This is a genomic window from Flavihumibacter sp. UBA7668 (assembly GCF_002483205.1).
In the GTDB taxonomy this organism is placed as follows: Bacteria; Bacteroidota; Bacteroidia; order Chitinophagales; family Chitinophagaceae; genus Flavihumibacter.
The window spans coordinates 674,499-687,952 of the sequence record NZ_DLHM01000004.1; the positions used below are offsets into that span (position 1 = coordinate 674,499).

The following is a 13,454-nucleotide window of genomic DNA, read 5'->3' on the forward strand; positions in this document are numbered from 1 at the left end:
ACAGGGATTTATTCTGACTTTAAGCTTTTAACCGGATTGGAAAGAGCTGCTTTAATTGCCTGAATGCTCGTTGTCAATACAGCTATCAACATACTTACAACCCCAGTTACAAGGAATATCCAACCATCGATGGCTGTTTTGTAGGCATAGGATTCAAGCCATTGATTCATAAGCAGCCAGGCAAGCGGACTGGCAATAAGGAATGAAAGCAAAACCAGTGTTAGAAAGTCTTTTGATAATAAGGTGGTAATTGATGCAACAGAAGCTCCCAACACCTTGCGGATCCCAATTTCTTTAAAACGAGTAGCTGCCATGTAGGTAGCCAGTCCAAATAACCCCATACAGGAGATGAAAATGGTGAGTCCGGCAAACAATGCTGCAAGCGATCCCATCTTTTTTTCTTCTTCAAATTTTGCACCATAAGCCTCATCCACAAATGTGTAATCAAAGGGGTAGCTGGGGTTGAATTTTTTGAAAATAGATGCTGCTTTTTTTAGGTTTTCACTTACTGAATTGGCGGCATTTAGTCTGAAATGAATGACATTGAACCAGCCCTTCGCACCCTGAATGAACATGGGTTGTGTTTTAGCAAAGGGGGAGTGCAGGATAAAGTCTTTGATGACCCCAACCACAGTCCAATCGCGTCCATTATCCTGTAAAGTTTGTCCGATCGGATCCTTAAAGCCCATTGCTGCAACAGCAGATTCATTTAATAGTATCGCTGTTGAGTCGGAAGGGTGTGTTTCCAGATCAAAATCTCTGCCTTTTACCAATTCCAGTCCGGCGGTTGTAACAAATTGCTGGTCAGCACAAAAGCGATCAAACAAGGTCCGATCATTTTCCTGCTTTCCTTTCCAGTTGATGCCCCATGTATTACTCCAGCCTTCTGTTAAAGGGGCACTGGTTTTGGTTACGGATACAGCAGTACCTGATGAAAGTAATTCATTTTTAATAAGCGTATAATTTTTTTCTGTAGTGCCCGTCATGAAGTAATAGACCAGCTGATCTTTGTTATATCCATTATTTCGGTTGCGTGCATGATTGATCTGTTTGTTTATTACAAGTGTGCAAATGATCAATACGATTGCAAAGGTGAACTGCAATACAACCAATACTTTTCTTGGATTGATAGCAGCCTGTGTTTTTTTGAAAGCCCCTTTAAGCACTTTGGTTGGCTGAAATCCCGATAGAAAAAATGCGGGATAACTTCCTGCAATCAGTCCGGTTAACAGAATAAAACCGAACCACAAAGTCCATGCCCAGGCATTGGTATAATCAAGCCGAACAATTTTTCCGGTAAATGTATTAAAGGAAGGAAGGGTCAATTGTACAAGTACAATAGCAAGCAAGCCGGCAAGAAAAGCAATGAGAATTGATTCTCCCAGGAACTGTCCCATTAAATTATGACGCATGGCGCCGATTACTTTACGGATTCCAACCTCTTTTGCTCTTTTTTCACTTTTAGCCGTACTAAGATTCATAAAATTGATACAGGCAATCAGCAGAATGATAGCCCCTACAATAGAAAATATACGGATGTATTCGATCATGCCTCCTTCTTCAACACCTTCAGTAAAATTGGAATATAGTCTCCATCGTTCTATCGGGTAAAGGAAGAACCCACCTTTTGGATCATCCCGGTCATATTTTTTTCTGAATTCAACCAGTTTTGCATTGGCAGTTTCAGCATTGGTACCCGGTTTTAACAGGGCATATGTACGGGTTGAATTATTTCCCCAATAGTCATCGTCTCCTCCCTGGCTTCGCAAAAAGGACCAGGGGACCAGGCATTCGAATTGAAAACGTGAATTATTTGGCGGATCCTGTACTACGGCTGTTACTGTTAGCTGGTATTGTTCATTTAGTTCCAGTATTTTCCCTATTGGATTTTCGTTTCCAAAAAGTTTTTGTGCTGTCGATAGAGTGATTACCGTGCCGGTTGGATTCATTAATGCACTGGCAGAATCCCCTTTAAGAACGGGAAAACTGAAAACCTGAAGAAAGGTGGAATCTACCACGGAAGCCTTCATCATGATGGTTTTTTCGCCAAATTTTGTCAGATAAGAATCAGTCCAGTTTACCCGGGTTGTCGTCTCAATTTCGGGTATATCTGACTGTAAGGCTTTTGCAAGAATTTTGGGAGTGGTATTCCAGCACGAAAGCTTTCCGTTAAAACTTCCTTTATTCCATGCTTCATAAATACGGTCTTTTTTTTCATGAAATCGGTCATAACTGATTTCATGTGAAATCCATAAGAAGATCAGAATGGCTGATGCCATACCTACAGCCAGACCAAGTATATTGATGGCTGAGAAACCTTTGTATTTACCCAGATTTCTAAAAGCAATTTTTAAGTAACTGTACAGCATAGTCTAATTTTATTCTGATCGCAAACTTTTGATCGGGTTGGTAATGGCTGCTTTTAATGCCTGCCCGCCTACAGTAATAAGAGCAATTAAGATCGCAATACCACCAGCCACAAAAAATATCCACCAGCCAATAGAAGTTTTGAATGCAAAATTCTCCAGCCATTTATGCATGGCATACCAGGCTATTGGAAATGCAATTACTGCTGCTATTCCCACCAGTTTTATAAAGTCACGGGTAAGTAATGCCATTATGTGCTGAACAGATGCTCCCAGGACTTTCCGAACACCAATTTCTTTGTTGCGCTGTTCTGCCATAAAAGCAGCGAGACCGAATAACCCTAGACAGGCGATCAGGATAGTAAGGGCCGCAAAACTAATTGCCAATTGACCCACCCGTTGCTCTGACTCATACATGCGGGCAAAGGATTCATCCAGAAAACTATATTCAAATGGCATATCAGGGGCCATTTTGTTCCAGGTTTGTTCAATACTTGCCAGCAAGGGGTTTATATTTTTTGCATTGACTTTAAATGCCATTGAATAGTCTGCGGGCTTTAGCCAGAATGCAACCGGACCAATTTGCTGTTTCAGCGATTCAAAATGAAAGTTTTTTACAACACCAATTATTGTATATGGAGTTGTCATGCCACCATTATTTCCCGAATATAATTTTTGTCCAACCGGGTTTTCAATTCCCATAAGGGCTGCAATCGTTTCATTAATTATGATACCGGAAGAATCGGTTCCAAATTCTTTTGAAAAATTTCTTCCATACTTCATTTCCATTCCCAAAAGTGGAATATAATTTTCATCCACTCCCCAGATTTGGGTATTCAAACCTGAACTGGATGTCATTGCTGCCTGGGTGGAAAAGGTGCGATCATTTCTGGAGCTTGCGGATACCGGTAAAAATCCGCTGTTAGTGCTGCCTATAACCCCGGACAATTTTAGAATTTCATTTCGAAATCCTTCCTTTTGATTATCCAATGCGAATGTATTATTGATCACCAGCAATTGGTCCTTATTGAATCCAATATTTCTGGTCTGTATATAATTCAACTGACGATATATAACAAGGGTTCCAATGATTAGTACAATGGAGGTAACGAATTGTACTACAACAAGCGTGCTACGCAATCCACCTTTGGTATGGCCAGTACTAAATTTTGATTTTAAGACCTGCAATGGCTGAAAGGAGGAAAGAAAAAATGCAGGATAGGTACCCGCGAGCAAACCAACAACAAGTGGAAGAAAAAATAACAAAACAATGAAAAAATGATTGAAAAGATCAGCAACCTCAAATTGCTTACCAGAGATGTCATTGAAAAGAGGCAGTAATAAGGCTGTGGCAAGAAGGGCAAGGAAAATAGCCAAATAGGAGAGAAGTGTAGACTCGGTAAGGAATTGTCTGATAAGTGTTGATTTTTCTGAACCCAATACTTTCCGGATTCCTACTTCGCGGGCGCGGTTGGCAGATCTTGCAGTTGAAAGGTTCATGAAATTGATGCAGGCTATTAAGAGTATAAAAACTGCGACTGCAGAAAAAATATAAATGTACTGGATATTACCATTTACAGCAAGCTCTGGAAAGCGATTGGAATGTAAATGGATATCAGTAAGTGGCATCAGGCTGTACTTCAACTTGTTTCCTGCCTGTTCAAATTCTTCCATGCTATTAATCTGCATTTCCTGTTTCGCTGCTGGCAAAACATGTCGCATTACATAGTCAGAAAACTTGGCTTCCAGACTGGCAGCGTTGTTGCCATCTTTTAATAGGAGATAGGTCTGAAAATTATGGCTGAGCAGTTGGCCAAACTGATAGGGAGCATTATCCATGGAAAACAATAAATCAGGACGATAATGCGACTGCTTTGGAATATCTTCAATTACCCCGGTAATTTTATAAATGGTGGAGCCATTATCATTGGTTTCCAACGTTTTCCCAAGAACATCGGTAGTTCCAAAATATTTTTCCGCCATGGATTTGGTGACAACAACTGTATTTGGTTCATTAAGTGCAGTGTTCAAGTCACCGGAAATAGCTGTAGCGGAGAATACTTTGAAATAGGTGGAATCCACATGAGCTACCAACGTCTCATTTAAAAAGGTAGTACCCTTTTTAATCAGTTTGGAACCGGAGCTGGCGTATATTCTTGTGTATTCTTCAATTTCCGGATAATCTTTTTTCAAAATTTCAGGCATTGGATCAGGAGCAACTGTCATAACTAGTTCAGTTCCACCCATCACTATATCTGTATTGATACGGAATATCCGATCCGCTTTTTTATTATGATGATCATAGCCCAGTTCATTGGTCACATATAGTGTAATCAATAAAAAGCAGGTTAAGCCGGCAGCAAGCCCAACTATATTTAAAGTTGTAAAGAATTTATTCTTTAACAGACTTCGATAGGCTATTTTCCAGTTATTGTTAAACATTTCAACTGTATTAAATTTCTTTCACCCGACCGGTGCCACCGGTCGGGTGAAAGAAATAAGGTTATTCTGATCGGAGCGAGGTGGCCGGATTTTTCAAGGCCGCTCTTGATGCGTTCAGACTTATTGTGATAAAAGCAATCAGTGCGACAGAGGCAGCTACAACAAGGAAGATCAAAGGGTTTATAGTAATTCTGTAAGCATAATTTGCAAGCCAGCCATGCATCATCCACCAGGCAAGGGGAATTGCAATCAGGAAAGCAAATGCAATAAGAAGGACAAATTCCTGAGACAGCAATACCAGCAATTGTTTAACGGAAGCACCAAGAACTTTCCGAATTCCGATTTCTTTTTTTCGCCTTTCTATAGCAAAGGATACCAATCCAAACAGACCAAGGCAGCATACAAAAATGGCCATGCCTGAAAAGATGATAGCTAATTGCCCAACCAGTTTTTCATTGTTGAATTTTTCATTAAAAAAATCATCAATAAATCGATATTCAAATAAGTAATCCGGGCTGAACTTACGGTGGATATGTTCTACAGCTTCCACGGCTTTTTTTATATCTATACCATTCTTAAATCTGATATTGATTCTTCCTGCCCAAGCTGCACCCTGTATCAGCATTATGGGTTCAGGTGCTGCATAGGGTGAATTAATCACCATGTTATCAATTACTCCAACAACAGTACGTTCACGCCCGGCCCATGTTACGATCTTGCCTACCGGATCCTTCATACCCAGGACCTTCACTGCTGCTTTATTCAGCAGAATCTGTTGGGTGTCTCTGGCTAGGAAATCACGACCTTCTATTACTTTTGCTTGTAATGTTTTTGCAAAATCCTCATCGGTAAACATAAATCCGATTACCAGATTATCAGCCTGTGGTGCACCACTGTAACGTATTCCTGATGTATATCCGAAAAGGTCGGTAATCTGATTGCTGGTTCGATTTACGGATTCTACCATTCCTGTCGCATATAATTCGTTTTTGACGGCTTTAAGCTGTCTATCCAATTGGGCCGATGAATTTACCATGAGCAAGTTTTCCTGATGGTATCCAAGATCACGTTGTTGAACATGATTGATTTGCTGATAAATGAGAAGAGTTGCGGAAATCAATAAAATGGAGATGGAAAACTGAGCTGTGACAAGTATTTTTCGTGGAGTGAGTCCGGATTTTCCTGTTAGGAATGTTCCTTTCAACACTTTTACCGGTTTGAACCCTGATAAAAACAAGGCGGGATAGCTTCCGGCAATAACTCCGGTTAATAATATAATTCCCATTCCAATGAACCACCAAAATGGTTCTTTGAAGGGAAGTTGTATTGGTTGATTTAGCAATTTGCTAAAGGAGGGGAGTGTAATCCATACAACCAATACTGAAATCAAAAATGCAAATAAAGCCAGTAATACCGATTCTGCGATAAACTGAAAAACCAGTTGGCGCCTCATTGAGCCAAGAGTTTTACGAATACCAACTTCACGAGCTCTTTTTTCAGAGCGTGCTGTTGAAAGATTCATAAAATTTACGCAGGCAATCAATAGTATAATAATGGCAATCCACGTAAATAATCGAACATATTGAATTCTTCCCCCGGTATTAATGCCGTCTCTAAATTCTTCATATAAACGCCATTTACTCATCGGGTGTAAAATTATCTGTCCGCGTGTTGTTGGATTTTCCGCTCCGGTTTTTTCACGAATCAATGCGATCGTTTTTGCTTCAACTGCTGCTTTATCCGCACCTTCGCGAAGCAGAAAGAAAACCCGGTTCCCGCAATTTACCCAATCAGTTTGTGCATTTTTCACCCATTGGGAAGAAGTGTTGAATGCTTGTAACACATCGAATTGGACCGTGCTGGTACTAGCTGGATCTTTAATTACTGCTTTTACATAGGCAGTACGGTCATTATTTATTTTTACTGCTTCGCCTACTACATTTATTCGGTTAAAAAGACTATTTGCTGTTGATTCGGTCAGAATGATTCCATCCGGATCCTGCAATCCTTCCGGCTGTCCCTGTAAAAATTCAAAGCTGAAAATGTCCAGAAATTCAGGGCTGGTTGTAACTACCAGGCGATTTATCTTTTTATCCCCAACAGTTAGCATAATACTTGTTGGAAATCCGGATATCGATGCTTTTTCCACTTCAGGAATTGCTGTCATTGCGGCGGCTGCCAGTGGAAACATCATATCTGAACCGGTGTTTATTTCTCCATTGAAATTTCGGTTCACATGTACATGAGAAATGCGGTCATAATTTACATGTTCTTTATTCCAGGAGCGCTCACTGTATACCCACAAAAAGATGAGCAAAGTGGCTGCCATTCCGATTGTAAGCCCGGTTATATTAATAATGGTAAAGAACCTGTTTTTTGTCAGGTTTCGCAATGCGAGCTTGCAGTAGTTCAGAATCATAAAGTTGTTTTTTTACCCGTCGGTTATCCGTCAGGTTAGACCATGATATTTTCCATTACAGTTTGACCATCGAGCATGCGAATGATTCGATGACTGTACCGGGCATCATGTTCTGAGTGTGTTACCATGATGATGGTGGTACCCTGTTCATTGAGATCTGTAAGTAGTTGCATAACCTCATTTCCGTTGGAGGAATCCAGATTTCCTGTTGGTTCATCCGCCAGAATAAGTTTTGGATTATTAACCACTGCACGGGCAACGGCCACCCGTTGTTGCTGACCGCCGGATAATTGCTGAGGATAGTGGTTCCTACGGTGCATGATGACCATTTTGTCAAGTACATCTTCCACTATTTTTTTTCTTTCAGCAGGTTTTACACCGGTATAAATAAGGGGCAATTCCACATTTTCATATACTGTGAGTTCATCAATAAGATTAAAACTCTGGAAGACGAACCCAATATTCCGTTTGCGGAGGTCGGCGCGTTTGCGTTCATTAAATCCTGCTACTTCAATACCATTAAACACGAAGGAGCCGGCATCAGGATCATCCAGCAGTCCGAGGATATTTAATAAGGTAGATTTACCACAACCGGATGGTCCCATTATGGCAACAAATTCGCCTTCTTTAACTTCCAGCGATAATTTGTTCAGCGCCACGGTTTCCACTTCTTCCGTGCGGTAAATTTTTTCGAGTTGGCTGATCTTGATCATACTGAGGTCGATTTATTATATAGTGGTGAGAATGAAAAGAGGGGAGGATTCTTCCAGTAAACTGGTTTGGTCCTCCTGGATAAGGTTCAATGGTTCTGCTGTACAGGCAGGTTGGGTGAAGATTGGTTCCACACAATTTTCGCCACTGATCAAGGAATTGCTTGAGCAAAGGGTCACAGCCATCAGCAGAAATATTTTTGTAATGATTGGAAGCATGGTATAAAAAGTAAAAAATTAAAAGTAAAAAATTAAAAGTTGGGCACTCCGGAGTTCATCTCATGTCTCACTTTTCACCTCCTTTCAGGATCAGTTCCTGGTTATTGCCGAAATTTTCATAACTCGATGTGATGACTTTGTCACCGGGTTGCAATCCTTCCAGCACTTCATAATTATCCGGACTCTGCATACCCAGTTGCACATTCACTTTATAAGCCATTGTTCCGGATTCATTTATTTTGTACACCCAGTTGCCGCCGGTTTGCTGATAAAAACCACCCTTTGGTAGAAGAATTGCCTGTTTTTCATCTGAAAGTGCCAGCCTTATCTGCAGGGTTTGGCCGCGACGGATTCCCTGCGGTACTTCTTTTTCAAATTCCATATCAACCTGAAAACGTCCGCCTGTTACCTGGGTATAGATCTTTTTTATAAGCAGTGCATATTCTTTTCCGGCAAAACTGAATGTACCCCTTAGTCCGGTGAAAATCCGGGAAATATAATGTTCATCCACATCTACCCGGATTTTATACCCACTCATTACATCCAGTTGTCCGAGGCGCTCACCTTTGTTTTTCGACTGACCGATTTCTGCATCCAAAGAAGTTAACTGGCCATCTACCGGCGCCTTTACAATCAGATCACCCACTTTTTTCCGCATGAGTTGAAGCGCATTCTGCATCCGTTCAAAACTTTGCTGCATTTGGGAAAGCTGCTGGCGGTTAGAAACAGAATCTTTATTGAGAATATCGATGGTAAGTGTTTTTCTTTTAACCTGATAATCGTATAAATTTTTGCTCGACTGGTATTCCTGCTTTCCAATCGCTTTTTGGTCATACAGGCGCTCATTCACTTTGTAGAGGCGCTCTGCTTCTTTTAGCGCATTGTCCACTTCAGCCATCTGGTTCAAACGGGTAATAGTATTCTGGTCTGCATTGTTTTTTGAAATCTGCATCTGGGTCAATACGTTAAAAACCTGAGTTTCCTGGTTTGACAGACTAAGCTCCAGGTCGGTATTGCTCAACCGGAGGATAGGTTGACCCTTGGTCATCATAGCACCATCTTCCACGTATTTTTCTTCTACCCGGCCGCCTTCGGTTGCATCCAGATAAATAGTGGTAACTGGAAGTACAACTCCATTTACCGGAATGGTTTCCTGAAAAATTCCCTTGGTGATTTCACTTATGGAAATGCGTTCTGTATCTACATTCAACCGGCTGGCTCCCTGGGTAAAATAAAAACTTCCCGCGATCAGGGTTATGAGGGCGATAATCCCCCCGATTGTAACCAGCTTTTTGGTTGACCACTTCTTTTTTTCGATGACTCTGTCCACAGTTCGTATTTTTTTCGTTGATTGTGCTTTCTTATGGTATGTAAACCCTGTGCCAAAAACTAAACGACTGATTTTCAATACCCTCTGAACTTTCCTTGAATATCCTGTGTTCGCTTTTGATACAATAACTGTTCGCAATTGAGATATACGTACACTGGAAATAAATCCTATACTTGTGTCCTTGAATTATGACGTTAAAAAATGCCTCCATACTGGTTATTGACGATGATACCGATGTTCTGACAGCGGTCCGTCTCTTATTAAAATCGGAAGTAAAGGAAGTGGTAACTGAAAAGAATCCACAGGAAATCAACCACCTTGTTCCTGGAAACCGGTTTGATGTTATTCTGTTGGATATGAATTTCAACAGTTCCCTTCATACCGGAAATGAAGGATTATTCTGGCTTAGACGAATCAAGGAATTAAAAAGTGATGCCGGTGTAATCATGATTACAGCTTATGGCGATGTGGATTTGGCAGTTCGCTCACTCAAAGAGGGCGCATCCGATTTTGTGGTTAAACCCTGGCATAACGATCGTTTGATTGCAACGATTAAAGAAGTGCTGAAGAAAAAAGAAGGTAAAAAAGCCGGGGAAACACTTGACACAAAAAGCCTGATTGGATCGGAATTGCTGGGCGAATCGGAGCAAATGGAAGCAATCTTTTACAAGATTGAAAAGATAGCACCTACGGATGCGAATATTCTTGTTCTCGGAGAGAATGGTACCGGTAAGGATCTGATCGCAAAAGCGATTCATCAACATTCCTTAAGAGCCTCCAATCCATTTGTAAAAGTGGATGTTGGGGCATTAACCGAATCCCTTTTTGAAAGTGAATTATTCGGACATGTAAAAGGAGCGTTTACAGATGCCCGTGAGGACCGGATGGGACGTTTTGAAACAGCGAATGGTGGTACTATTTTTCTGGATGAAATTGGCAATATAAGTTTACAGCAACAGGCGAAACTGCTTTCGGTTTTACAGAATAGAACGGTTACCAGGCTTGGATCCAATAAACCCATGCCTATTGATGTAAGGCTTGTTTGTGCTACCAATCTTCCCCTGCAGGAACTGGCCAATGAAGGAAGGTTTCGGAAAGATTTGATTTACCGGATCAATACAGTAGAAATAATTGTTCCTCCATTAAGGAAAAGAGGGAAAGATATTCTATTACTGGCTGATCATTTTAACCAGATTTACAGTCAGAAATATATGAAGCCTCAATTGAGTTTTGACAAAGGGGCAAGAGAAAAATTGCTAACCTATCCTTTTCCGGGTAATGTTCGAGAATTGCAATATACCATTGAACGCGCCGTAATTATGGCCGAAGGTGATGAATTGAAATCAGCTGATTTATTGTTTTCTCCCATTGAATTTGCCACGGAAGGTGTTGAGGAACCAAAAGAAACCAATTTGAGTACGGTGGAGAAAAATACCATCCTTAAAGTGATCGAAAAACATAACGGGAATATAACCAAAGCCGCAAAAGAACTGGGCCTTACAAGAACTGCTCTTTATCGTCGATTAAGTAAATATGATATCTGATTTTTGGGAAAATAATAAACTACTGCTCAAAGTATTGTTGCTTTTTGCCGTGCTTTGCGGGGCTGCCTGGTTGATGGCAGCTGCACAATATCGATTTCTATTTTTAGTGATCCCGTTGGCAATTTTTTTGTTATATGACTTATATCGGTACCAGCAGAAGGCGCAGAATGAATTAAGGCAATTTGTGGAATCCGTACATTACCGCGATTTCACCCGCTATTTTGATGTTAAACATGCTCCCTCGGAATTACAGCCTTTACGTAAGGGGTTTAATGAAATTAATACAGCATTCAAGGTAATCAGTAAGGAAAAGGAAACACAGTATCAATATTTGCAACGTATACTTGAACTGGTGGATACAGGTATTCTATCCTATGAATTGGCCACAGGTAATGTAGTCTGGATGAATGAAGCATTGAAGCGCATGTTGCAGATTCCATATTTGAAAACAATTGATTCACTGGGCAGGAGAGATGCAGAATTGGGAGATGTTGTTAAGTCTATAAAGCCTGGTGAGGTTAAAGTGGCCACTGCTCATTTGGAGAAAGATAGTTTTAAAGTACTTGTAAGTTGTTCTGCATTTCAGACGGAGTCCCAAACCTATAAACTGATTGCCTTTCAAAACGTGAATGAAGCCTTGGATGAAACGGAAAGCAAGGCCTGGCAGCGACTGCTGAGTGTTATGACGCATGAAATTATGAATTCGGTGGCACCGATATCCTCGCTGGCGGATACGCTCAAGAAAAGCTTGCATAAGGCGGTGGGGGAGTTACAAGATCCAAATGGGAGGTTTGAAGACCTGGAATTGGGGATAGAAACCATCAAAAGACGAAGTGAAGGGCTGCTTCGTTTTGCAGAAACCTATCGCAACCTTAACAAAATCACCAAGCTGAATCTGGAGACTGTGCAGGTGCTGGATCTTTTTGTGAATTTACAGCAACTGATGCAACCTAAACTGGAGCAATTAGATATTGAGGTAGAAATTATTCTAAAGGAGCCCGGAATAACCATTGAAGCGGATACCAATCTGGTTGATCAGGTTCTGATCAATTTGCTGGTAAATGCGATGGATGCTGTTCGGGAGCGTCCGCAGCCCCGTATAATATTATCTGCCAGTAAAGGATCCAATAATAAAACCCTGGTTAAAGTGGCTGATAATGGTGTTGGAATGCCTGCTGAAATTATGGATAAAATCTTCATTCCATTTTTCAGTACCAAAAAAAGTGGCAGCGGAATTGGCCTGAGTTTATGTAAACAGATTATGATGCTGCATAAAGGAAATATAAGCGTTCAAAGCGTGGAAGGAGAGGGAACCGCGTTTATATTGCAATTTTGATGAATAATTTGATTTATAACTTTTGGGGTTTATTAGTAAATCTTTTGTCAGGGTATGTTTTCTCTACCACTATTTTTTTAATCGGGCTTTTATTCTTTGAATGTTTTCGAAAAAGGAGAAAACAATTTCTAAATAAATCGGGAATTTTTGTATTAGCTATACAAATTCTTTTATTGGTTTTGGAGTCGGTTCAAATGATCAATCAGATGATTCGTTCAAAAGTTGATTCCGAAGCTGGTGTCGAAGATGTTGATCCGTATATTGGAAATGAGTTTTTCTTAATCCGGATAGTTAGTGTATTCCTATTTGGGTTCTTTTTTCATCAGTTGTTTTGGTGGCAATCAAACAGACAAAAAATTTGGGTTGTTATAATATCAATAATCTTATCCTACTTCATTCCGATTATTGAAGGAATTTATATTTTAATTGCAGCGTATTTTAGTGATTTTATTCAAAGCTATTGGAGTATAAAAGCTTCACCTAAAATTTCCCTGCAGGATTGGATAATTCCAATCCTGGTATTTCTTGTCTGCTGGATAGACTTTAAGCCTTCTCCAAAGGTAACTTAGTTTTTAACCAGCTTTCCTTTACCGGAATTATCCATTTTTTTTCAAGTTCTGCTTTGGTGGCCACCAGATTATTGAAGTAACGTGTTTCTCCCGTAACAAATCCACCCTTTACTGCAGGAGCCAGTTGTGCCAGCGGAATCAATTGAACTTTGTCCTTCACTACAAAGGCAAGCAACTGCCGGTCGAACAGACTCACACCGAATTTTTCTTCAATAGCCTTGATCATACGAACTGAACTGTCTGTAGAACAGCCACTCACACCGGTTTGTGTTTCATCGGCCATCAACACAATAAACTGCCCAAAAAACAGATTGGCATACCCTTTTACCGGTTCTCCATGGGCTTGCCACTGATCGGTAAATGCTTGAAAAATTTTTTCCAGCTCCAGCGCTTCGATGATGCCAAAAATCCGGTTGCTCTGGTAAATCCAAACCCGGGAGCTGCCATCAAAATTGGCAGGTAATATAGATTGGTAATCAAGATTCATATGGCAAAGGTAGGGAGAGTTCGATGATCTTT

At 40.6% G+C, this 13,454-nt stretch carries 10 protein-coding genes; 4 read left to right on the forward strand and 6 right to left on the reverse strand.

The genetic code is table 11. The features are described 5' to 3' along the window. Nucleotides 1-8: 8 nt before the first annotated feature. The 4 genes from B2746_RS10920 to B2746_RS10935 all read right to left on the reverse strand — a co-directional run bounded on the left by B2746_RS10920 (nt 9) and on the right by B2746_RS10935 (nt 7,940). Nucleotides 9-2,369 (reverse strand): ABC transporter permease, encoded by a 2,361-nt coding sequence (locus tag B2746_RS10920; RefSeq protein WP_290793468.1) that lies wholly within the window; start codon nt 2,367-2,369, stop codon nt 9-11. Between the two features lie 9 nt (nt 2,370-2,378). Continuing rightward, nucleotides 2,379-4,808 (reverse strand): ABC transporter permease, encoded by a 2,430-nt coding sequence (locus tag B2746_RS10925; RefSeq protein ID WP_290793470.1) that lies wholly within the window; start codon nt 4,806-4,808, stop codon nt 2,379-2,381. Between the two features lie 61 nt (nt 4,809-4,869). Then, nucleotides 4,870-7,227 (reverse strand): ABC transporter permease, encoded by a 2,358-nt coding sequence (locus tag B2746_RS10930; protein ID WP_290793472.1) that lies wholly within the window; start codon nt 7,225-7,227, stop codon nt 4,870-4,872. A gap of 35 nt (nt 7,228-7,262) precedes the next feature. Then, nucleotides 7,263-7,940 carry an ABC transporter ATP-binding protein gene (locus tag B2746_RS10935; RefSeq protein ID WP_290793475.1) on the reverse strand — a complete coding sequence of 226 codons (678 nt, stop codon included), beginning with the start codon at nt 7,938-7,940 and terminating at the stop codon, nt 7,263-7,265. A gap of 31 nt (nt 7,941-7,971) precedes the next feature. On the opposite strand from B2746_RS10935, the gene B2746_RS10940 reads away from it, so the two are divergent. After that, nucleotides 7,972-8,163, forward strand: coding sequence for a hypothetical protein (locus B2746_RS10940; RefSeq protein WP_290793479.1), 192 nt, complete (start codon nt 7,972-7,974; stop codon nt 8,161-8,163). 60 nt (nt 8,164-8,223) lie between these two features. Here the strand turns inward: B2746_RS10940 and B2746_RS10945 are convergent, their stop codons facing one another. Then, nucleotides 8,224-9,486: an efflux RND transporter periplasmic adaptor subunit gene (locus tag B2746_RS10945; protein WP_290793482.1), complete on the reverse strand. Its 1,263-nt coding sequence runs from the start codon at nt 9,484-9,486 to the stop codon at nt 8,224-8,226. A gap of 188 nt (nt 9,487-9,674) precedes the next feature. Here B2746_RS10945 and B2746_RS10950 point away from each other — a divergent pair, with 188 nt between their 5' ends. The 3 genes from B2746_RS10950 to B2746_RS10960 are packed head-to-tail and all read left to right on the forward strand — an operon-like array spanning nt 9,675 to nt 12,935. Next, the gene (locus B2746_RS10950) at nt 9,675-11,030 is read left to right on the forward strand and encodes a sigma-54-dependent transcriptional regulator (protein WP_290793485.1); all 1,356 of its coding nucleotides are present in this window, start codon (nt 9,675-9,677) and stop codon (nt 11,028-11,030) included. Next, nucleotides 11,020-12,366: a sensor histidine kinase gene (locus B2746_RS10955; RefSeq protein ID WP_290793488.1), complete on the forward strand. Its 1,347-nt coding sequence runs from the start codon at nt 11,020-11,022 to the stop codon at nt 12,364-12,366. Before B2746_RS10950 ends, B2746_RS10955 begins: the two co-directional genes overlap by 11 nt. Beyond that, nucleotides 12,366-12,935, forward strand: a complete 570-nt coding sequence (locus B2746_RS10960) for a hypothetical protein (RefSeq protein WP_290793491.1) — start codon at nt 12,366-12,368, stop codon at nt 12,933-12,935. Before B2746_RS10955 ends, B2746_RS10960 begins: the two co-directional genes overlap by 1 nt. Here B2746_RS10960 and B2746_RS10965 read toward each other — a convergent pair. Beyond that, nucleotides 12,910-13,422 carry a hypothetical protein gene (locus B2746_RS10965; RefSeq protein ID WP_290793494.1) on the reverse strand — a complete coding sequence of 171 codons (513 nt, stop codon included), beginning with the start codon at nt 13,420-13,422 and terminating at the stop codon, nt 12,910-12,912. The genes B2746_RS10960 and B2746_RS10965 overlap by 26 nt on opposite strands. Nucleotides 13,423-13,454: the final 32 nt, after the last annotated feature.

What these genes read in the sequence shown, in the direction of transcription:
- B2746_RS10920 (WP_290793468.1), bottom strand. Translation starts at nt 2,369, where the DNA reads ATGCTGTACAGTTACTTAAAAATTGCTTTTAGAAATCTGGGTAAATAC.
- B2746_RS10925 (WP_290793470.1), bottom strand. Translation starts at nt 4,808, where the DNA reads ATGTTTAACAATAACTGGAAAATAGCCTATCGAAGTCTGTTAAAGAAT.
- B2746_RS10930 (WP_290793472.1), bottom strand. Translation starts at nt 7,227, where the DNA reads ATGATTCTGAACTACTGCAAGCTCGCATTGCGAAACCTGACAAAAAAC.
- B2746_RS10935 (WP_290793475.1), bottom strand. Translation starts at nt 7,940, where the DNA reads ATGATCAAGATCAGCCAACTCGAAAAAATTTACCGCACGGAAGAAGTG.
- B2746_RS10940 (WP_290793479.1), top strand. Translation starts at nt 7,972, where the DNA reads ATGAAAAGAGGGGAGGATTCTTCCAGTAAACTGGTTTGGTCCTCCTGG.
- B2746_RS10950 (WP_290793485.1), top strand. Translation starts at nt 9,675, where the DNA reads ATGACGTTAAAAAATGCCTCCATACTGGTTATTGACGATGATACCGAT.
- B2746_RS10955 (WP_290793488.1), top strand. Translation starts at nt 11,020, where the DNA reads ATGATATCTGATTTTTGGGAAAATAATAAACTACTGCTCAAAGTATTG.
- B2746_RS10960 (WP_290793491.1), top strand. Translation starts at nt 12,366, where the DNA reads ATGAATAATTTGATTTATAACTTTTGGGGTTTATTAGTAAATCTTTTG.
- B2746_RS10965 (WP_290793494.1), bottom strand. Translation starts at nt 13,422, where the DNA reads ATGAATCTTGATTACCAATCTATATTACCTGCCAATTTTGATGGCAGC.